General features: G+C 29.7%; 18 protein-coding genes. 17 read left to right on the top strand and 1 reads right to left on the bottom strand.

Features of this window, described 5'->3' with window-relative positions; translation table 11 throughout:
* The first annotated feature begins 108 nt into the window (after positions 1-108).
* The 9 genes from RSF37_RS11835 (at position 109) to dnaJ (ending at position 10,351) form a co-directional block, all read left to right on the top strand.
* Entirely contained in the window at positions 109-1,170 is a 1,062-nt protein-coding gene (locus RSF37_RS11835; protein WP_332564610.1) for a stage II sporulation protein P, read from the top strand.
* A gap of 63 nt (positions 1,171-1,233) precedes the next feature.
* Positions 1,234-1,605 (top strand): hypothetical protein, encoded by a 372-nt coding sequence (locus RSF37_RS11840; protein ID WP_332564611.1) that lies wholly within the window; start codon positions 1,234-1,236, stop codon positions 1,603-1,605.
* A 136-nt stretch (positions 1,606-1,741) separates the two neighbouring features.
* On the top strand, positions 1,742-3,547 hold the full coding sequence (gene lepA / locus RSF37_RS11845; protein WP_332564612.1) for a translation elongation factor 4: 1,806 nt from the start codon (positions 1,742-1,744) through the stop codon (positions 3,545-3,547).
* Positions 3,548-3,667: 120 nt separating this feature from the next.
* Positions 3,668-4,108, top strand: a complete 441-nt coding sequence (locus RSF37_RS11850; RefSeq protein ID WP_332564613.1) for a hypothetical protein — start codon at positions 3,668-3,670, stop codon at positions 4,106-4,108.
* Positions 4,109-4,209: 101 nt separating this feature from the next.
* On the top strand, positions 4,210-5,334 hold the full coding sequence (gene hemW / locus RSF37_RS11855; protein WP_332564614.1) for a radical SAM family heme chaperone HemW: 1,125 nt from the start codon (positions 4,210-4,212) through the stop codon (positions 5,332-5,334).
* A gap of 171 nt (positions 5,335-5,505) precedes the next feature.
* On the top strand, positions 5,506-6,537 hold the full coding sequence (gene hrcA / locus RSF37_RS11860; RefSeq protein ID WP_332564615.1) for a heat-inducible transcriptional repressor HrcA: 1,032 nt from the start codon (positions 5,506-5,508) through the stop codon (positions 6,535-6,537).
* A 24-nt stretch (positions 6,538-6,561) separates the two neighbouring features.
* Positions 6,562-7,167: a nucleotide exchange factor GrpE gene (gene grpE, locus RSF37_RS11865; protein WP_332564616.1), complete on the top strand. Its 606-nt coding sequence runs from the start codon at positions 6,562-6,564 to the stop codon at positions 7,165-7,167.
* Positions 7,168-7,238: 71 nt separating this feature from the next.
* A complete protein-coding gene (dnaK, locus tag RSF37_RS11870) occupies positions 7,239-9,095 on the top strand; it encodes a molecular chaperone DnaK (RefSeq protein WP_332564617.1) in 1,857 nt (618 codons plus the stop codon).
* Between the two features lie 110 nt (positions 9,096-9,205).
* On the top strand, positions 9,206-10,351 hold the full coding sequence (gene dnaJ, locus RSF37_RS11875) for a molecular chaperone DnaJ (RefSeq protein ID WP_332564618.1): 1,146 nt from the start codon (positions 9,206-9,208) through the stop codon (positions 10,349-10,351).
* 38 nt (positions 10,352-10,389) lie between these two features.
* Here the strand turns inward: dnaJ and RSF37_RS11880 are convergent, their stop codons facing one another.
* Complete coding sequence (locus tag RSF37_RS11880) at positions 10,390-11,490, bottom strand: ABC transporter ATP-binding protein (protein ID WP_332564619.1); 1,101 nt, start codon at positions 11,488-11,490, stop codon at positions 10,390-10,392.
* A 278-nt stretch (positions 11,491-11,768) separates the two neighbouring features.
* Between RSF37_RS11880 and RSF37_RS11885 the strand changes: the two genes are divergently transcribed.
* The 8 genes from RSF37_RS11885 to RSF37_RS11920 all read left to right on the top strand — a co-directional run.
* Positions 11,769-12,725 carry a BadF/BadG/BcrA/BcrD ATPase family protein gene (locus RSF37_RS11885; protein ID WP_332564620.1) on the top strand — a complete coding sequence of 319 codons (957 nt, stop codon included), beginning with the start codon at positions 11,769-11,771 and terminating at the stop codon, positions 12,723-12,725.
* Positions 12,726-12,824: 99 nt separating this feature from the next.
* A complete protein-coding gene (gene gnpA, locus RSF37_RS11890) occupies positions 12,825-14,978 on the top strand; it encodes a 1,3-beta-galactosyl-N-acetylhexosamine phosphorylase (RefSeq protein WP_332564621.1) in 2,154 nt (717 codons plus the stop codon).
* Positions 14,979-15,145: 167 nt separating this feature from the next.
* Positions 15,146-16,825: a sensor histidine kinase gene (locus tag RSF37_RS11895; RefSeq protein WP_332564622.1), complete on the top strand. Its 1,680-nt coding sequence runs from the start codon at positions 15,146-15,148 to the stop codon at positions 16,823-16,825.
* A gap of 18 nt (positions 16,826-16,843) precedes the next feature.
* Positions 16,844-18,409 (top strand): response regulator, encoded by a 1,566-nt coding sequence (locus RSF37_RS11900; protein WP_332564623.1) that lies wholly within the window; start codon positions 16,844-16,846, stop codon positions 18,407-18,409.
* A gap of 128 nt (positions 18,410-18,537) precedes the next feature.
* The gene (locus RSF37_RS11905; RefSeq protein WP_332564624.1) at positions 18,538-19,887 is read left to right on the top strand and encodes a carbohydrate ABC transporter substrate-binding protein; all 1,350 of its coding nucleotides are present in this window, start codon (positions 18,538-18,540) and stop codon (positions 19,885-19,887) included.
* 73 nt (positions 19,888-19,960) lie between these two features.
* Positions 19,961-20,893, top strand: a complete 933-nt coding sequence (locus tag RSF37_RS11910) for a carbohydrate ABC transporter permease (protein WP_332564625.1) — start codon at positions 19,961-19,963, stop codon at positions 20,891-20,893.
* Between the two features lie 12 nt (positions 20,894-20,905).
* Positions 20,906-21,751 carry a carbohydrate ABC transporter permease gene (locus tag RSF37_RS11915; RefSeq protein ID WP_332564626.1) on the top strand — a complete coding sequence of 282 codons (846 nt, stop codon included), beginning with the start codon at positions 20,906-20,908 and terminating at the stop codon, positions 21,749-21,751.
* An 83-nt stretch (positions 21,752-21,834) separates the two neighbouring features.
* Positions 21,835-23,032: arylsulfatase (locus RSF37_RS11920; RefSeq protein ID WP_332564627.1), on the top strand; the 1,198-nt coding region annotated here is incomplete at its 3' end.

Here is a 23,032-nt window from a genome sequence, read left to right on the forward strand (position 1 = left end):
ATATAGATTAAAATAGATGGAAGATATAAATAAATTTATGAATTAAAAAATATAATAATTATGTTAATCCTCTCATATATATATTTAAGTAGAGGGAGGGGATTTTAGGTGAAAGGGAAAAATATAATAAGAAGTAAAAATGGCACTATGGATGTTGGAATAGTTATCTTGCTTGTTTGTATAGTTATATTTTTTGCAAGATGCATATATATACTATCAAATAACGATGAGAGAGGCGGTCTTGCATACGTTCAATTACTCAATTTCACAATGCCTATTGTAGAAACTCAAGTTTATAATGAAGATGAGTACTACGAAAATAATTTTTCTATTAAAAATATTTGCTTAGAAGCTGTCGGACTTAAAGATATTAGTCCTCTAAAACTAATTAAAAGTGAGCTTCCTATATTTAAAGACTCAATAAATGAATATGAAGATGGTGGTTTTGTAGAGTATAAACCTTTTGAATTAACGGATGGTTCTGTATCAAAATATACAGATAGCGAGAAAAAAAATTTATATAATCCAGAACTTAAGAAAGAATTAAATAGTGGCAAACCAGAAGTGTTGATTTATCACACACATACATCAGAAGGATATGCAGAGAGTTCAAACTTTACTGATGATGCAAATTTAAATGTTGTTGGAGTTGGAAACATAATAGAAAAAGAGTTGGAAGAAAAATATGGAATATCAGTAATTCATGATAAGACAAAACATGACCTTTCATATAATGGTTCATATAATAGATCAAGAGAAACTGTTAAAAGATATCAAAGTAAATATGGAGATAGTTTTAAATTAGTAATAGACCTTCATAGAGATGGTCTTGATAGAAAGAAAGCAACTCCGGCAAATAAAAATGCATTTACTGCTAAAGTAAACGGTGAAAATTTAGCTAAAATTAGTTATGTTAATGCAAAAAATAGTTCTAAGTTTGCTGCAAATAGCAAAGTAGAAAAAGAATTAGCTAAAATAACAAATGAACTTTATCCAGGATTTGCAAGACCTACTACAACTTATAATAGTGGAATAAATGCATTTAACCAAGATATATTTAGTAATTCTGTACTTATAGAAGTAGGAGCTAATATAAATAAGTCAGAGGAATCAATGAATTCAGCAAAATATATAGCTAGAATAATTGCTGAATATATTAATGGAAAATAGATGAATAAATATATTGAGAAATGGTCATCATTAAATAATAGAAATATTTAATGAGGTGTATTTATGAGAAGAAAAAAAAGAATGAGATTAATAATATTGTTTTTAGTAGTAAGTTCTTTTTTAACTATTATAGGACTTATTAATATAAATATTATAAATACAAAAGCTCTTTCACCTATTGGTAATACTTATGATAACTTTAAGCTTGTAAGTTCAGAGTTCGGTGAGGATTTCAATGGATTTATACAAGATAATTCAAATGTTAAGATATATGAAGATGAAGGCGAATATATAGTATCAGTAAATGATAAAAAGATAAAAGTTAAAGAAGAATCCAATCTTTTAAATGGAATAAAAAATATATTCAGAAATACTTTCGAAGCATTTTCAAAGTTATTTTCTACTATAGAAGAATTTATAACGAAAATTATATAGCAAAAGAAACAATAAAGTGCAGTTATAGCCCCATAAATTGTTGACACCTACCGTAGGAAGTGTGTTATAATTTAGCTTGACTTTAATATATGGGGGTGAAATAACTGCCTTTATTTACGAAAGGGTAGTTTTATATATGAAAAATAATAGACAAGATTTTATTAGAAATTTTTCAATAGTAGCGCATATAGATCATGGTAAATCCACGTTAGCAGATAGATTGTTAGAAATTACAGGTACTTTAACTAAGAGAGAAATGGAAGAACAAGTACTTGATAATATGGAACTTGAGAGAGAAAGAGGAATAACAATCAAATCTCAAGCGGCAAGACTTGTATACAGAAGAGAAAATGGAGATGAATATATTTTAAACTTAATAGATACTCCAGGACATGTGGATTTCACATATGAAGTATCAAGAAGTTTAGCAGCTTGTGAAGGTGCTGTATTAGTTGTTGATGCAACACAAGGTATTCAAGCACAAACACTTGCAAACTGTTATTTAGCACTTGATAATAACTTAGAAATTAGTCCAGTTATAAATAAAATAGACCTTCCATCTGCAAGACCAGATGAAATTAAGCAAGAAATAGAAGATGTAATAGGTATACCAGCTGATGAAGCTCCTATGATATCAGCTAAAACTGGTTTAAATGTAGAAGATGTTTTAGAAGCTGTTGTACGTGATATTCCAGCACCAAGTGGAGATGAAAACGCGCCTCTTAAAGCGTTAGTATTCGATTCATGCTATGACACTTATAAAGGTGTTGTAAGTTATATAAGAGTTATAGACGGCGTTGTAAAGCCAGGAACAAAGATTAAATTCATGGCAACAAACAAAGTGTATGATGTTACAGAAGTTGGAGTATTTACTCCAAAACTTTTACCAATTAACGAATTAAGAGCTGGAGATGTTGGATATGTAGCTGCATCAATTAAGAAAGTTAAAGATGCAAGGGTCGGAGATACAATAACAGAAGCTTCAAGAGAAACAGAAGAAGCACTTCCAGGATACAAACCTGCTATTCCAATGGTATATTCAGGTATATATCCAGTTGACGGAGCTAAATATGAAGAATTAAAAGAAGCATTAGAAAAACTTCAAATTAATGATGCTGCATTAAACTTTGAACCAGAAAGTTCTATAGCGTTAGGATTTGGTTTTAGATGTGGATTCTTAGGATTATTACATATGGAAATAATTCAAGAAAGAATAGAGAGAGAATTCAATTTAGATATTATAACAACAGCGCCATCTGTTATTTATAAGATAAAGAAAACAGACGGAGAGCAATTTGATATAACAAACCCAACAAATCTTCCTGAGATGAGTGAAGTAGATTATATGGAAGAGCCAGTTGTTAAGGCTTCAATAATTACTCCAACTGAATATGTAGGAGCAGTTATGGAATTATGCCAAGATAGAAGAGGAACATATATTGATATGCAATATATGGAGGAAACTAGAGCAGTTATAAACTACGATATTCCTCTAAATGAAATAGTATATGACTTTTTTGATACTTTAAAATCAAAAACTAGAGGTTATGCTTCATTAGATTATGAATTTAAAGGATATGAAAAGGCAGACCTTTGTAAACTTGATATATTACTAAATGGTGATGTTGTTGATGCACTTTCAATGATAGTTCCAAGAGAGAGAGCTTATCATAAAGGAAGAGGAATTGCAGAGAAGCTTAAGGAAATAATTCCAAGACAATTATTCGAAGTTCCAATACAAGCCGCAGTAGGTGCTAAAATAATAGCTAGAGAGACAGTTAAAGCTATGAGAAAAGACGTACTTGCTAAATGTTATGGTGGAGATATATCAAGAAAAAGAAAACTTCTAGAAAAGCAAAAAGAAGGTAAGAAGAGAATGAGACAAGTGGGATCTGTTGAAGTACCACAAGAAGCATTCATGTCAATATTAAAAGTAGATTAATACAATGAATTTATAGTAAACCCCAAAATAATTTTGGGGTTTATTTTTTAAGATTTCCTTAACATAAGTGAAAAATATGTGTACTTAGGTTATAATGAATTTACAAAAGGAGTGATTGAGATGTTTTTAAAAGAATTTAATAGAGATGAAGCAGTGTCATTTATAAATTTAGTTAATCAATTTGCAAATGTAGACCATGTAATTGCAAGAGAAGAGAAGAAGCTTATAGATGATTATAGAAGAGAACTTGAACTAGAAGAAGATAGTATTAGTGAATTACCATATAGTAATATAATTACTACATTAAAAAGAAGTAGAGAGAGAACTAAAAGAATCGTTTATTTCGAATTAGTTGGTCTTGCGCTAGTTGATGGAAACTATGGTGATGTTGAAGTAGACTTTTTAGATAAAGTTGCGGTAGATCTTGATATAAATAGATCTCAAAAAATAGCATTTGCTAACTTCTTTTATAATTTTAAAGAAATACATGATTTTTCAGCAATTGAAACAGAATCAAAAAATTTAAAGCACTTAGAAGAGCAAGCAGAAGCGTTATTATAATATATTTTTAGGAGATAGAACCTTAATGAGTTTCATTAAGGTTCTATCTCTTTATTTTTGATATAATAAATTTAAATATATTAAATTAAGGAGAAGCAAAGATGAAAGAGATAGCATTATATATACATATACCTTTTTGCAAACAGAAATGTTTTTATTGTGATTTTAAATCATATGCAGGTATAGAAAGCTTAGAAGATGATTATGTAGACGCTCTTATTTTAGAAATAAGAAATAAGTGTAAAAATTATATAGTAAAGACATTATTTATTGGGGGAGGAACTCCATCATATTTAAGTGAAGATAATCTTTTGAAATTGCTAAAAGAGTTAAATAAATTAACTTACAAAGAAAATGCAGAGAGAACGATTGAATGTAACCCTGGAACTTTAACTGATGAAAAAATTAAAATAATTAAAAACAATGGGATGAATAGAATAAGTATGGGACTTCAAACAACAAAAAATAATTTATTAAAAGATATAGGAAGAATACATACTATTGAAGAATTTAAGGAAAATTATAAAAGAGCAAGAGCATTTGGGATAGAGAATATAAATATTGATATTATGTTTGGACTGCCAAATCAAAGTATTAAAGATTATGAAGAGACAGTAAAAGAAATGGTAGAACTAAATCCAGAGCACATTTCTGCATATAGTCTAATAATAGAAGAAGGAACTTGTTTTTATAAGTTATATGAAGATGGAAAACTTAATACTCCTTCAGAAGAAGATGAGAGAAAAATGTATGAACTTACTAAAGAAATTTTAGAAAAAAATAATTATAAACAATATGAAATTTCTAACTATGCAAAAGAAGGAAAAGAATGTGAGCATAACAAAGTATATTGGAAATTAGATGAATACTTAGGTGTTGGAGTATCTGCAAGTTCTTATATAGATGAAAAAAGAATTAAAAATATTGATAATATTAAAAAATATATTAATAAAATAAGAACTAATGAAGATGTTTCTGAAAGTATTATAAACAATACTTTAAAAGAAGATATGGAAGAATTCATGTTTTTAGGACTTAGATTAATAGATGGAATATCGTTAGCTGAATTTAAACAAAAGTTTTCTAAAGACATGATGGAAGTATATGGGACTGTGATAGATAAAAACAAAAAACTAAACTTAATAGAAGAAAAAGACGGAAGAATTCTGTTAACTGATAAAGGTATAGAAGTATCTAATTGGGTAATGAGTGAATTTATTATATAACTATGAAAAGTGAAGAAAATAAGAGAAAAATTAAAATAAATCAGGTTAATTAACATTAATTTAGAAATATAGGGTAATATTCTCGTTGACAAAAATATTCAACGAGAATATTATTTAAATATAGTCATTAGCACTCGTTAGTAGTGAGTGCTAACAAATAGAGGTGATTGTATGGTTATTGATGATAGAAAAATTAAAATATTAGAAGCTATTATCAATGATTACATTAAGACTGGAGAACCAGTCGGTTCTAGGACAATTGCAAAGAATCATGACTTAGGAGTAGGTTCTGCAACAATCAGAAATGAAATGTCAGACCTTGAGGATATGGGATATTTAGAACAACCCCATACTTCAGCTGGTAGAATACCATCAAGTAAAGGATATAGATTATATGTAGATAGCATGATGGATAAGCCACTTTTAAGTAAGGAAGAAGACTTAAAGATAAGAGAGTATGTTTTAAATTCAGCAATGCTAGAAGTTAATAAGATTGTTAAAAATGCAAGTACATTACTTTCAGAGTTAACACATTTAACGTGTATTGTTAAAACGCCTTCTATGAGTATGAGTTCTATAAAGTCAATTCAAATAGTAAGGATGGATGATCAAAATCTTTTAGCTGTTATAGTTACTGATGGGGGTCTTATTAAAAATCAATTAATAAGAGTAAATGGATCGCCCTCGGTGGAAGTTTTAAGTGGCATAAGTAAAATATTAAATCAAAGACTTGTACATCTTTCAATAGAAGATATTAATTTAGAAGTTATAAACAATTTGAAAGTAGATTTACATGGTTATGATGAAGTATTTAATGCAATGCTACCGGCACTATATCAATGTTTAAAAGAAGATGATACTTCTAGAGTGTTTATGGAGGGTACTACAAATATATTTAATTATCCAGAGTACAATGACATTGATAAAGCAAAAGAGATTTTGTCACTTCTTCATAATAAGGATTGTGTTGTTGAACTTATAGAACCTGGTAGTGATTTAACTATTAAAATTGGTGATGAAAATTATATTCCTGAAGCAAAGGATTGTAGTGTTATATCAGCAGAGTACTCACTAGGCGACAGAGCTAAAGGAACTATTGGTTTAATTGGACCTAGAAGAATTAATTATTCAAAGGTAATTGCAATAATGGCGCAAGTAATGAAAGAATTAAACAACACTTTAAGAGGGCCATCAAAAAAATAAAAGATATGAGGTGCTAAGAAAGAGATGATTAAGGATAAAGAAAATTTAGTTAATGATGAAAATGAAGTAGTTAATGAAGAAATTAATATAGAAGAAAATGATGCAGAAAACATAGAAGATTCAAATGAAGAAGCTCAAGTTTCAGACGAAAAGAAAAAAGAAGAGGATGAGTTAAATATGTTTAAGAAATATAAAGAAGAAAACAAAAAATTAACTAACGAACTTGAGACTTTAAAAGAAAGACTTTTAAGAGTTTCTGCTGAGTATGAAAACTACAGAAAAAGAACAACTAAAGAAAAAGAAGGAATATACGCAGATGCATGTGTAGACGTCCTTAAAGAAATTGTACCTAATATAGATAACTTAGAAAGAGCTGTAGAAGCAGATGGAAACATTGATGATATGAAAAAGGGTGTTGAAATGACTCTTAAAGGATTCAATACAGCTTTAGAAAAATTAGGTGTTGAAGAAATTGAAACAAAAGAAGGTTTTGATCCAAATTTCCATCAAGCAGTAATGCATATAGAAGATGAAAACTTTGATGAGAACTCAGTAACTGAGGTATTCATGAAAGGTTACAAAAAGGGAGATAAGGTAATAAGACATTCAGTTGTTAAAGTTGCAAATTAAATAATTTTAATAAATAGAATAAAATAAAATGAGTATAACAAACAATAGTTTGTGTCAAGGAGGAATAGATTATGTCAAAAATTATAGGTATTGATTTAGGAACAACAAATTCATGTGTAGCAGTTATGGAAGGTGGAGAACCAGTTGTTATAACAAACTCAGAAGGTGCTAGAACAACTCCTTCAGTTGTCTCATTCCAAGCAAATGGTGAAAGATTAGTAGGTCAGGTTGCTAAAAGACAAGCAATTACAAACCCAGATAAAACAATAATCTCAATTAAGAGACATATGGGTACTGATTTTAAAGTAGATGTTGACGGAAAACAATATACACCACAAGAAATATCAGCAATGGTACTTCAAAAATTAAAAGCAGACGCAGAAAGCTATTTAGGAGAAAAAGTAACTCAAGCAGTTATAACTGTTCCAGCTTACTTTAATGATGCTGAAAGACAAGCAACTAAAGATGCTGGTAGAATTGCTGGACTTGAAGTTTTAAGAATAATAAATGAACCAACAGCTGCAGCACTTGCATACGGATTAGAAAAAGCAGATCACGAAGAAAAAGTATTAGTATATGACCTAGGTGGTGGTACTTTCGATGTATCTATACTAGAACTTGGTGATGGAGTATTTGAAGTATTATCAACAAACGGAGATACAAAACTTGGTGGAGATGACTTCGATGAAAAAATCATGGATTACATCGCAGATACATTCAAAGCTGAAAATGGAATAGATTTAAGACAAGATAAGATGGCTCTTCAAAGATTAAAAGAAGCTGCTGAAAAAGCTAAAATTGAGTTATCATCATCAACTCAAACAAACATTAACTTACCATTCATCACAGCTGATGCAACTGGTCCAAAACATATCGACATGAACTTAACAAGAGCTAAATTCAATGAATTAACTCATGACTTAGTTCAAAGATCAATTGAACCAATGAAGAAAGCTATACAAGATGCTGGAATTTCAGTAAATGATATAGATAAGATATTATTAGTTGGTGGATCAACAAGAATACCAGCTGTACAAGAAGCAGTTAAGAACTTCACAGGCAAAGAACCTTCAAAGGGAATAAACCCAGATGAATGTGTTGCTATAGGTGCTGCAATTCAAGCAGGTGTTTTAACAGGAGAAGTTAAGGACGTATTATTACTAGATGTTACTCCATTAACACTTGGAATCGAAACTTTAGGAGGAGTTGCAACTCCACTTATAGAAAGAAATACAACAATCCCAGCTAAGAAGAGTCAAACATTCTCAACAGCTGCAGATGGTCAAACATCAGTTGAAATTCACGTAGTTCAAGGTGAAAGACAAATGGCTGCAGATGATAAGACTTTAGGTAGATTCTCATTATCAGGAATAGCACCAGCTCCAAGAGGAATTCCTCAAATCGAAGTAACATTTGATATCGATGCTAATGGTATTGTTAAAGTATCAGCAATGGATAAAGGAACTGGAAAAGAAGCAAACATTACAATTACAGCTTCAACTAACTTAAGTGATGACGAAGTAGAAAATGCTGTTAAAGAAGCTGAAAAGTTCGCTGAAGAAGATAAGAAGAGAAAAGAATCAATAGAAGTTAAGAACAATGCAGATCAAGTTGTATACCAAACTGAAAAGACTTTAGAAGAACTTGGAGATAAGGTATCAGCAGATGATAAAGCAAAAGTAACTGCTAAATTAGAAGAAGTTAAGAAGATAAAAGATTCAGATGATATAGAAGGAATTAAGAAAGCAATTGAAGAATTAACTCAAGAATTCTATGCAGTATCATCAAAAATCTACCAAGATGCAGGAGCACAACCTGGAGCAGAAGGATTTGATCCAAGCAACATGGGTGGAGCACAAGGAAACGCTGAAGCACCACATGATGACAATGTTGTAGATGCAGATTTCAAAGTAGAAGATGATAAATAATAAATAAGACTATAAAAATAACGTAGTTTCTTATATAATAAGTAGAGGGAAGGCAGAGGTAAGAGTCGTCTTCCCTCTTATAAAGTCTAAAAATTGGTGGTGAAAAATAGATGGCAAGCAAAGACTATTATGAAATCCTTGGATTGGAAAAGGGCGCAAGTGATGCTGAAATTAAGAAAGCCTTTAGAAAGCTAGCTATAAAGTACCATCCTGATAAGAATCAAGGAAATGATGAAGCAGAAAAGAAATTTAAAGAAATAAATGAAGCTTATCAAGTACTTTCAGATCCAGATAAAAAAGCTAAGTACGATCAATATGGAACAGCAGATTTTGATGGAAGCGGATTTGGAGCAGGAGCAGGTGGATTTGGTGGTTTCGATTTCTCAGAAATGGGAGGATTCGGAGACATATTTGATACATTCTTTGGCGGCGGAGGCGGTTCAAGTTCAGCAAGAAGAAATGGACCAAAACGAGGAGCTGACATAGAGTATACAATAAGATTAACTTTTGAAGAGGCTATTAAAGGAGTAGAAAAGGAAATATCTATTACAAGAAATGAAAATTGTGAAACTTGTAATGGATCAGGTGCTAAGCCTGGAACAACTCCTAAGACTTGTCCAGTATGTCATGGATCAGGTCAAGTTAGAGTACAAAGACAAACTCCACTTGGAAGTTTTGTAAGTACAACTACATGTGATAAGTGTCATGGAACTGGAAAGATTATTGAAGAGCCATGTCAAACATGTAAAGGAAAAGGTCAAGTTAGAAAGACAAGAAAGATAAAGGTTAATATACCAGCTGGTGTTGATACTGGAAATGTAATGCCACTTAGAGGCCAAGGTGAACATGGCGCTAATGGTGGACCAGCAGGAGATCTTTATATTAAAATTATGGTTGCACCTTCTAAGGTATTTACAAGAAAGGGTATTGATATATATGTAGATGCACATATATCAATGGCAAAAGCTGCACTTGGAACAGAAATCACAGTTGAAACTGTTGATGGAAATGTCAAGTACACAGTACCAGAAGGAACACAATCAGGAACATTATTTAGATTAAAAGGAAAAGGTGTTCCAAAAGTTAATGGAAATGGAAGAGGAGACCAGTACGTTAAAGTAATAGTTGATATTCCAAAGAAATTAAGTGATAAACAAAAAGAAGCTTTAATGATGTTTATGGAAGCTTCAGGTGAAAAAGTTGAAGACACTAAAGAAGGACATCATAAAAAAGGATTTAAAGATTTATTTAAATAAAAAGAACTGCTAGGTAATTCTAGCAGTTCTTTTCTATTTTAAAATATAGTGTCTTGACGTTCCTTATCAAAAACGTGCAGTTTTTCTATATTAAAGGAGAAGCGTAAGTTATCACCATGAGTTAAATCTAAAGTTCCAGAAGACTTAATTACAATATTTTTTTCTTCTTTAGATAGGTGAATATAAGTTTCTGAACCAAGATTTTCTAGTAAATCAATTTCAGCAGTGAAGGTTCCAATATTATCTGATTTAGTATTACTATTTAATACAGATATGTTTTCTGGTCTTATACCAATAACAACATCTTTACTTGAGGATTTACTTTTTAATAAATTATACTTTTCATCAGAAAGAGGAATTTCACTTTCGAAAATTTTAATGCTCTTATTTGTATCATTAATAGTACCGTCTAAAAAATTCATTTGAGGACTACCTATAAAACCAGCTACAAACATATTAACAGGATTTTCATAAATCTCTTTTGGAGATGCAATTTGTTGAACAAGGCCATCTTTCATTACTACTATTCTAGAACCTAGAGTCATAGCTTCAGTTTGATCATGTGTTACATAAATAAATGTTGTCTGTAAATCTTTGTAAAGCTTTGATATTTCAATTCTCATTTGAACTCTTAGCTTTGCATCAAGGTTTGAAAGAGGCTCGTCCATGAGAAATACTTTAGGATGTCTAACTATAGCTCTTCCCATAGCAACCCTTTGTCTTTGACCTCCTGATAGAGCTTTTGGTTTTCTATCAAGTAGATGTTCTATGTCAAGTATTTTAGCTGCAGCTCTAACTTTTTGATCCATAATATCTTTTGGTGTTTTCTTAAGTTTAAGACCAAAAGACATATTTTCATAAACTGTCATGTGAGGATAAAGTGCATAGTTTTGAAAAACCATTGCAATGTCCCTATCTTTTGGTGCTACATCGTTTACTTTAGAATCGCCTATATACATCTCCCCACTAGAAATTTCCTCAAGGCCAGCTATCATTCTAAGGGTTGTAGACTTTCCGCAACCAGATGGACCAACAAAAACAATAAATTCTTTATCTTCAATAGTTAAACTGAAATTTTTAACAGCTTCAAAACCATTCTCATAAGTTTTGTTTATATTTTTTAATACTAATCCAGCCATAATTTAAATCTCCTTTAGATAGTTATTAGTGCCAAATTTTTACACACTTTAATATACTCTAATTATAAATATAGAACAAAATAAAGACTATGTATTATTTTTACTACTATTAATAAATAATTTACGTATTTAAGTTACCTCTAATAATAAATAATTAAAATGGTATATTTTCTAGTGATTGTACTATTATTTTTGGAACATTACTAAAGTATATTGACTGAAATTATATATATGATAGAATTTAACAAATAATATATGGTAATAAGGGAGGAGAATGTATGTATTATTTAGGTATAGATGGTGGAGGGACTAAAACAAGATATGTATTAGTAAATGAGGAATTATCAAGTGCTTGTGATATAGAGAGAGGAACTATTCATATACATCAAGTTGGAAAAGAAAATATGGAAAAAGAGCTTAATGAATCACTTAATATAATTTTAAAAAAATCAAATATCAGTAAAAATGAAATAAATTATATTTTTATAGGTGCACCGGGTTATGGTGAAAGCAAAAATGACAAAGATGATATTGATGAAGTTATGAATAGTGTATTTGGATTTACATCATTTAAAGTAGCAAATGATGCTGTTGCAGGGTGGGCTGCAGGGACAGGGTGTAAAAATGGTATAAATATTGTTGCAGGAACAGGTAGCATTGCTTATGGCAGGAATGAAAATGGAGAAGATGGACGAGTTGGTGGCTGGGGACCTGGGATAGGTGATGATGGAAGTGCTTATAGTATAGGTCTTAAAGTTATAAATGAGTATACAAAGCAGAAAGATGGTAGACATGAAAAAACTATTCTTGTTGATATTTTAGAGACGGAAATGAATATAGAAGATTATTTTGAAATAGTTGATATTGTATTTAATAGATTAAAATTCTCTAGAACTGAATTAGCTAAGTTTTCAAAAATAGCATTTATTGCAGCTAGTAAAGGCTGTATTGCTTCAAGAGAAATATTTAGAGAAAGTGCATATGAAATATTTCTTCATATAAAAGCATTAAAGACATTATTAAATTTTAAAGATGAGTTTATATTATCTTATACAGGTGGAGTATTTAAGTCAGGTGATTTTATATTAGAGCCACTAAAAGAAATGCTTAACACTTATGGGATCAATTGCATTATAAAAGAACCAGAGATAGAGCCATGGAATGGGGCAGCCCTAATGGCATATACTTTGTATGGTAATGTAGCACCGGTAGATTATAAAGAAAGATTTAAGTAAAAATAATATATAAATATAAAAAAAGTATCTATTTATAAAAGTTGGGGATTAAATTAGAATTTTATATAAGGGAATTGTAAAGTTAAAGGAGAGGTATATATGAGTAAAGGGAGAGTAACTATTCCAACTGACAAAAATATGAATGCATATTTAAAAGATATAATTGATAAGTGGGGCGCTGATGCAATAAGAGATTGTGATGGAACAAAACTTAGTGAAGAGGTAACAGGGTTAGGTGTGAAAAATTATAGTACATACTTAACTACTAGAAATGATCAACAATTTATAAAGGAAAATATGGATGAGGTACAACAATTATATTTAATGTCAGAGCCTATTATTGCAAAAGGTGAAAGCGTTGTCATAGAATTACTTAAAGGATATTTTAAGGATCAATTTGATATTGATAAAGTTCATGATGAGAAACTTTGGTGGGAAGTTATAGATAGGACAACTGGTGAGACAGTTTCAAATGATAATTGGAGATTCAATAAAGCGGCAGGAACTGTAACTATTAATAATGCGTTAGCGTGGCATAAGTATACAGTCAATTTCCTAGTTTATATGATATGGGATCCAACACAAATGTATAATCATATAACAAATGACTGGGGGGATAAGCCACATGAAATTCCTTATGATTGCAGACAACCTAAAAGCCAAGAACATATGCTTGAACTTTTAGAAAAGTGGCTTAAAGAAAATGATGATATAAATGTTGTTAGATTCACAACTTTCTTCCATCATTTTACATTAACTTTTAATGAGGATGGAAAAGAGAAGTTTGTTGATTGGTTTGGATATAGCTCATCTGTAAGTCCAAAGGCTATGGAAGATTTTCATAAAGAAAAAGGTTATAAATTAAGACCGGAAGATATTGTTGATGAAGGTTATTATAATTCACCTTTTAGAGTTCCGAAAAAAGAATTTATAGATTATATAGATTTTCAATCAAAATGGGTAGCATCATTAGCTAAGAAGATGGTTGATATGTGCCATGAATATGGAAAAGAGGCTATGATGTTCCTTGGAGATAATTGGATTGGAACAGAACCTTATGGGAAATATTTTGAAGAGATAGGTTTAGATTCTGTAGTTGGGTCTGTTGGCAATGGGGCAACTATGAGAATGATAAGTGATATAAAAGGAATTAAGTACACAGAAGGAAGATTTCTTCCATATTTCTTCCCAGATGTATTTAATGAAACTGGAGATCCTGTAAAAGAGGGACAAGAAAATTGGTTACAAGCAAGAAGAGCTATTTTAAGAAGTCCATTAGATAGGATTGGATATGGAGGATACTTAGGGTTAACTAGGGAATTCCCAGAGTTTGTAGATGAAGTTACAAAGATTTGTAATGAGTTTAGAAGTATTCATGATACTATAAATGGTGCAAAATCATATACATCTTTAAAGGTTGCAGTTTTAAACTCATGGGGAAAACTTAGGACATGGCAAACCAATCAGGTTGCACATGCGCTATGGTATAGAGAAATATATTCATATGTTGGAGTTATTGAATGTTTAAGCGGAATGCCAGTTGATGTATCATTTATTAATTTCGATGATGTGAAAAATGGTTTGTTAGATGAATTTAAAGTTGTTATAAATGCTGGAACTGCATACAGCGCATGGAGTGGTGGAAAAAATTGGGATGATGAAGATGTCGTAACGAAAATAAGAGAATGGGTAAATAATGGTGGAGGATTCATTGGTGTTGGAGAACCAACTGCATATGAAAAAGAAGGTAGTTATTTTAAACTTGATGATATACTTGGAGTAGATAAAGAAATTGGATATTCTTTAAGTACTAGAAAGTATAATGAAGTTAATAAAGACCATTTTTTACTTGAAGATATAAATGAAGAACTAGATTTTGGTGAGAAGATGCCAGGAATTTATGCTAAAGGTGATGAATATCAAATATTATCTAGAGAAAGAGAATATTCACAGCTTGTAGTAAATAAATTTGGAAATGGTAGAAGTGTGTATTTTTCAGGACTACCATATTCACCTCAAAATTGTAGATTACTTTTAAGAGCTATATATTTTGCTGCAAACAAAGAAGATGAAATGAAAAAGTATTATGTTACAAATGTTAATACTGAGTGTACTGCATTTGAGGAAGTTAATAAAATTGCAGTTATAAATAATACAAGAGAGGAGCAATTTACAGATCTTTTTGTAAATGGAGAACTAAATGGTAAACTACAATTAAGTCCAATGGAAATGAGATGGGTAAATATTAAATAAAAAATTCAAGCAGACCTATATTAAACTAATGTGAATTAGTTTGATATAGGTCTATTAATTTTGTTTTATAATAAATATTATAAAATTAAATATAATATTTAAACATTTTGTAAACGATTGTTAAAAATGATATACTTAATAAGTAAAATATGTATTAGGAGATAAAAATGGGTAAATTAAGAAATATAAGTATAAAGAAAAGATTATTTATTAGTTTCGCTGTTGTTCCAATAATTTTAATGATAGCAGGATTTATTTTAACATGGCAAAATAGTCAAAGTGTAATAAAAGAAAACATATCAAACTACTCTGGTCAAATGTTAAAACTTGCAGAAGATAACATAACTTTAAATATTGAAAAATTTGAACAACAGCTAGATGAAGTTTTAATGTCTGAAACTATTCATAGTGGACTTCAAAATTATAGAGTAATGAGTCAGATGGAAAAGTATGAGTTTTCTAATAGCCTAAATAATTTTTTATATTCTAAGCTACATCTTTTATCTAGTGTTGGGGAAGTTGAGATTTTAAATAAGGACTTATCAATTTTATATACTCAAGGTTTTAAGTACTTCCCAAAAGAAGATGTAGTAAAATATTCAGAAATTGCAGAGAGTAACCCAGGTAGAACAATTTGGTTTCATACGAAAATAGGAAAAGAAGGAATAATTGCAATGGTACGAACAATAAAATCTTCAAATCATGGAGATGTAGACGGTTATATATTCGTTGCATTAAATGAGAAAGCTTTTGGGGGAAGTTTCTTAAATGTAGATAGTGAAAAGGATAATGCAATTGTAATATTAGATGAAAATGATAACTATCTATTTGGACAAGTTCCCTTTGAGTATAGAAAAAAAATTGAACTAAACGGGGATAAAACAATAATTGATAATGTTAGATATATAGCGAAAAGCAATAATCTAGATAGATTAAATTGGAAAGCTGTAAATTTAACTACGTATGCTAGCTTTGTTGATAAGCTAGTTGAGACGGTTATTATAATATTTTTATGCACTATTTTATTTATAATAATTGTAATAATATTATCAAGATATATATATAAGAGTATTTATAATCCAATTGATGAGTTAATAAAAAATTTAGATAATGTAGTTGATGGATATTTTGAAGAACGGTTAGAAGATAAAAGTAATGATGAAATAGGAGCATTAAGCAAAAGATTTAATGGACTTATAGATAAAATTAATAGTTTAATAAATGAAGTTAAGAAGGAACAGAAATTAAAGAGAGAGTCAGAAATAAAAATGCTTCAAGCTCAAATAAATCCTCACTTTTTATTTAATACTTTAAATACTTTAAAGTGGATTGCAGTAATGAATGAAGATACATCAGTTTCTAATGGACTTTCATCTCTTGCTAAATTACTTAGAAATACAATAATAGATTCAAATGAGTTTGTAACAATTAAAGAAGAAATAGAAAATATTAAAAATTATATTGTTATACAAAAACTACGATATGGAGATTCTTTTGAAGTCTTTTATAATATTAAAAATGATGTGTATGAATTCAAAATAATAAAATTTATACTACAACCTATAATAGAAAATTCAATACTTCACGGATTTACAGAAGAAAAAGAAGGACAAACCATTCATATAATTATACAAGAAACAGAAAGCTCAATTAAGATACTTATAAAAGATAATGGAGTAGGTTTTGATGTTAATAGTAAAAAGAAGAAGAGTAATGACAGTCTTTCAGGTGTTGGATACAGGAATGTGTTAGAACGAATAGAGTTAACTTATGGATTGAAAAGTAAAGTTACATTAAAAAGTAAAGTAAATGAAGGAACAGAAGTAAGTATAATACTTCCGAAATAATATATGGGGTGATTATTTATGTATAAAGTTTTGATTGTTGATGATGAAAAGTTAGTAAGAATAGCTATGCGAAATATAGTTAACTGGGATAGTCTAGGTTGCGAAATTATAGGTTGTGCAAAAGATGGTTGTGAAGCATTAGGCTTACTTGAGAAGAGTGAAGTGGATATTGTAATAACAGATTTAAAAATGCCTCATGTAGATGGTATAGAGCTTATACAAGAAGTGAAAAAGAGGAATATAAATTGTGAAACGCTTGTTCTTAGTAATCATGGAGATTACGAATTAGTTAGAAGAGCTATGAAAGAAGGAGCATTTGATTATTTATTAAAAGTTACTATAGAAAAAGAAGATATAGAGAGTATTATATCTCAAATTAAAAAGAAAATAGAAAGTAAAGAGACGAGTAAAACTTATGAAAAAATAGATGATGATAACAATTTTAAAAATGCATTATTATCAATGATTAGAGGGGATGAATTAGATTTTGAGTTAAAAAAATCTATAAATAGTGAAAAATATTCTATATTTAATGAAGGATATAAAATAGTTTATTTTAAAGTTGATAATATAGAGAGGGTTTACAAAGATAAAATAAAGGAACATGAAAAACTTAGAGAAAATATTAAACACATAATAGAAGAAAATATATTTAAAGATGTAGATTATAAAATATTATTTGTAAGAAATCATAGTGGTATTATTATTTTTAAAAATGATATCAATATAAACTATATTGATATGGTAAACAAGATTACGAAAAATATAAAGCAATATTTAAATATTACAATATCAAGTTCTATATCAGATAAATACGAAGGAATAGATAGTATTTATGGTTGTTTTAGGAAAACCTTTGATCTGTTTCAATGGAGATTTTACTTAGGAGAGGGCTCTGTTATTGATTGTGCTATAATGCCAAAGTTTAAAAATATTGATTATTCGAATATCCCGTGCGCTATGGAAATTGTGAAATGTGTTAAGGAGAGAGTATTTGATAAAAATAACATTTTAGTTGATAAAATAATTGCCTTTATTATAAAAGAGGAAGGGGAGCCTAAAAGAAGTAAAGAAATATTTAAATTTATTTTTGCAAATATAGAAGGTAATGAACTTCAAAACGGATTTAAAAATGTAGAGAAGTTTGAAAATATAAGAAAAAATATAGATGGAAGTAAAGATGTACTTATGCTTAAAAAGTACTTGAATGAGGAGTTTTCGAGTATTCAAGAGTGGATAAATGATGCGAGCAATAGGACATATAGAAAGGAAATTGAAGATATTATAAGTTTTGTAGATAAAAATATTGAAAGAAAAATAACGCTAAATATGCTATCTAAAAAGGTCAACATGAATGAAAGTTATTTAAGTAGAATATTCAAAAATGAAACAGGTAAAAATATTACTTATTTTATTAACGAGAGAAAAATGAGTAAAGCATTAGAGCTTCTATCAAATAAATCAATAATGATAAAGGAAGCTTCGCTGATGGTTGGAATAGATGATCAGTTTTATTTCAATAAATTATTCAAGAAATTTTATGGTATAAATCCAAGTGAATTTAAGAAAAAGTGCTATAAATAAATTCGTAAAAATATTCCATATTAATGTAAATTACGTTTATACTTTATGAAAACGATTAATGATAATATTATTTTAAGGCAATTAAAAACTTTAAAAATGAATATAGAGAATGTTAAGGGGGAACTGGTATGAAAAAAAGACACATCAAGATTTTAACTCTTCTAGCAGCCACAACAGTAGGATTATCATTATTTGCAGGTTGTGGAAATAAGACTGAAGAAACTAATGCAGGTGCAGGAGAACAGAAAGAATTAAATGTAGCTGTATTTGAAGGTGGATTCGGTAAAGAATATTGGGAAGAGGTAGCAAAAAGATTTGAAAAGGATAATCCGGGAGTAAAGGTAAACTTAGAGTGTAGCCCTAAGATAGGAGACATTATAAGACCTAAAATTGCATCTGGAGGAGCACCAGACTTTGTATACTTAAAGACAGGAGATCCATCAGGATTAACTGAAGCATTAATAAAGGATGAAGCTTTAACAGATATTTCAGATGTATTTGATATGAAATTATCAGATGGAACAGTTTTAAAAGAGAAGATGATGGATGGATTCTTAGATAATTCACTAACTTCACCATATGGAGATGGTAAAAAATATTTAGCACCACTTTACTACAACTTAACAGGAATGTGGTATAACAAAACTTACTTTGAAGAAAAAGGATTAAAAGAACCTAAAACTTGGGATGAATTCTATGCATTAAATGATGCAGCAAAGAAAGATGGAAAAGCATTATTCACTTATCAAGGAATGTCACCTGGATATACTGAAGCTATGTTATATCCAGCTATAGCTTCAGCAGGTGGAGAAGATGCATTAAAGGATATACTAAATTACAAAGAAGGTGCATGGAAAACAGATGCAGCTAAATCCGCACTTGGAGTATTTGAAACAATTGCAAAGAAGGGATACTTAATGAATGGTACTGTTGCAATGAATCATACTCAAGCACAAACTGAGTTCTTAAATGGTAAAGCTTTATTTATACCAAATGGTAACTGGTTCGAAGGTGAAATGAAAGATGCAATTCCAGAAAAGGGATTCTCATTTGGATTTATGGCACCACCAGTGTTTAAAGAAGGACAAGATAGATATGTTACTACTATGATTGAGCAAATGTATATTCCAAAGGATGCTAAAAATGCAGACCTTGCTAAAAAATTCTTATTATATCAATATGAAGATGAAAATATTAAGTTAAATGCAGAAAAATCAGGTGGAGTAATTCCAACAAAGAATGGTTTAGAACTTGCTAAAGAATTCTTACCTAAATCAAACTATGAATCATTCAAAGTATTTAATGAAGGTGTTAAGCCAATTACTTTATCATTCGCAACTACAGGTCAAACTGAAGTAAATATTAAAGATGAAATATTTAATCCAATTAGTTCAGTTATGAATGGAAAACTTACTGTAGAGAAATGGGTAGAGCAATTAGAAAAATCAGATACAAAACTTAGAGAAGCTATGAAATAAAATATTTTAAAATGATTTAAGGGGGAATTATCCCCCTTGTCATTTATATAAAGAAATTAGGAGGGGAGAAAAGATGAAGGGTTTTAAAAATAACAAGACGGTATCTCTTAAAAAAACTAATAAAAAGAATAAAAATAGAAATATATTTTTAGCTTTAAGTGTTATACCAACCTTTGCACTATTTTTGTTTTTTTTAGTGTATCCGCTTATAAAAGGATTTAGTATGTCTTTATATAACTGGAGTGGATTATCAAAAAGTCCAGAATTTATAGGACTTAAAAACTTTGAAACATTATTTCAAGATCAAAAGTTTTGGCAAGCTCTTAAAAATACATTAATTATAATGCTTACATTCCCGGCAATAACAATGATTGTAGCATTATTACTTGCAGTTTTACTTACTCAAGGAAAATTAAAAGAGAAAAATTTCTATAGATTAGTATTTTTCTTCCCGAACATATTATCAATGGTTGTAATAGGTGTTTTATTTACTTATATTTATGATCCATCAATAGGTATTTTAAATTCTTTCCTAAGTAAGATAGGCCTCGACTCAATTGCACATGCTTGGCTCGGAGATCCAAAGACGGTACTGATTGCTATAGTACTAGCTATGGTTTGGCAAGCTGTTGGATATTACATGGTAATTTATATGGCTGGTTTAGATAGTGTATCACCAGAACTTTATGAAGTTGCTGATATTGAAGGGGCATCATTTTTTGAAAAGTTTAGATATGTAACAATTCCTATGCTTTGGGAAATTGTTAGAGTTACATTTGCTTTTTATATTACAGGAGTATTTAACTTGAGTTTTATTTTTGTAACTGTAATGACAAAGGGAGGACCTGATGGTAACTCAGAAGTGCTATTAACATATATGTATAAACAAGCATTTACCAACTCAAATTACGGATATGCAATGGCAATTGGTGTTGTAGTATTTGTAATAGCTTTAGGATTAGCATTAATGATGAATAAAATATCAAGAAAAAAAGAAACTGTATAAGGAGGGGAAACTATGTCTGTATCAAATAAAGAAGATAAATTTAAAACGTGGATATTAAGGATTGTTTTAATAATTGGAAGCTTAATAGTTATTCTTCCACTTATATGGACTGTTCTAGCTTCATTAAAGTCAACTAAAGAGTTTTATGCAAGTCCATGGGCATTACCTGAGAAACTTCATTTTGAAAATTATATTACAGCCTTTGTAAAATCTAACATGGGTGGATACTTTTTAAATTCAATATTTGTTACTTTTTTATCTCTAGTAATACTTATGATTTTAGTTGTACCTTCAGCTTATGCTTTATCAAGATATAAGTTTATAGGGGCAAACTTTATAAAAAATAGTTATATGGCAGGATTATTTATTCAAGCTGTATACATTATAGTTCCTTTATTTTTAGTATTAAATGATTTAAAGCTTCTAGACAATTTAGTTGCATTAAGTTTAGTATATGCAGTACTACACACACCATTTGCAACTTATATGCTGATAGGGTTTATGCAAGGAATACCAAAAGATTATGAAGAGGCTGCAATGATTGACGGATGTGGTTACTTTAAAACTCTTATGAATGTTATAGTGCCACTTGCAAAGCCAGGAATAATAACTGTATTAATATTTAACTTCATGGCATTTTGGAATGAATATGCACTTGCAACTACATTCTTAATGAGTGAAGGAAAAAGAACATTACCAGTTGGGCTACAAAATTTAATGGAAGTCCAAAAGTTTGCAACTGACTGGGGTGCAATGTTTGCTGGAATGGTAATAGTTATGATACCAACAATAATAATTTACTCACTATTCCATAAAAAACTTACAGAAGGTATTAATGTAGGTGGAATAAAAGGTTAAAGTTCAGTTTAAACCTCTATATTGGATTTCCAAGTAGAGGTTTTTTATTTAATTAAATATATTTAAAGGAGAAGATTTTAAGTATGAAACCAAATATTATTTTAATGATGGTAGACCAAATGAGAAACGATTGCATTTCTGTAAATGGCAATGATAATATAGAAACACCTAATTTAAATATGCTTTCAAAATTTGGATATAATTTTAAGAAAGCATATACTGCAGTTCCAAGTTGTATAGCATCAAGGGCTGCTGTTATAACTGGAATGAAACAGAAAAATCATGGGAGAGTAGGATATGAAGATGGTATAGAATGGAATTATAAAAATACTATTGCATCTGAATTTACAAAGGGTGGATATCAAACACAGTGTATAGGTAAAATGCATGTATATCCTGAGAGGAATTTATGCGGATTTAATAATGTTATATTACATGATGGTTATTTAGATTTTAGTAGAAAAAGAAATAAGTCTAGTAGAAGTCAATTTGAAAATGTTGATGATTATTTAAAATGGTTTAAAGATAAGAAAGGAATTAATTTTGATTTAACTGATATTGGTATTGATAAAAACTCATGGGATGCAAGACCTTGGAACTTAGAAGAATATCTTCATCCAACAAATTGGGTTGTTAGTGAATCAATTGACTTTTTAAGAAGAAGGGATCCAAGTAAGCCATTTTTTTTAAAGATGTCTTTTGTACGTCCTCATTCTCCATTAGATCCACCAGAATTTTATTATAATCAATATATAAATGAGGATTTAGGAGAACCTAAGGTTGGAGCGTGGTGCAGTGAAAGTCCATGGAATGAAGATGAAAATGAAGGGCTTGGATTTAATATAATGTGCACCAAAGGTAAGATAAGTAAGAAGTCTAATAAGAAGGCTAAGGCTGCGTATTATGGATCTATAAGCCATATAGACCATCAAATTAGAAGATTTATATCAGCATTAGATGAATATGATGATCTTTATAATACTATTATTTTATTTGTATCAGATCATGGTGATATGTTAGGTGATCATAATTTCTATAGAAAGGCTCTTCCTTATGAAGGAAGCATTAAAGTACCCTTTATTATTTATGACCCAGGAAATATACTAAATGTACAGTGTGGACAAGAGTTCGATGAAGTTGTTGAACTTAGAGATATAATGCCAACACTACTTGATATAGCCTCTATAGAAATACCAGAAACAGTGGATGGTAGAAGTTTAAAACCTTTGATTAAAGGCGAAAATATAAAATGGAGAGAATATATACATGGAGAACATGATT

The sequence above is a fragment of the Clostridium sp. genome (assembly GCF_036643715.1).
Taxonomy (GTDB): Bacteria; Bacillota; Clostridia; order Clostridiales; family Clostridiaceae; genus Clostridium.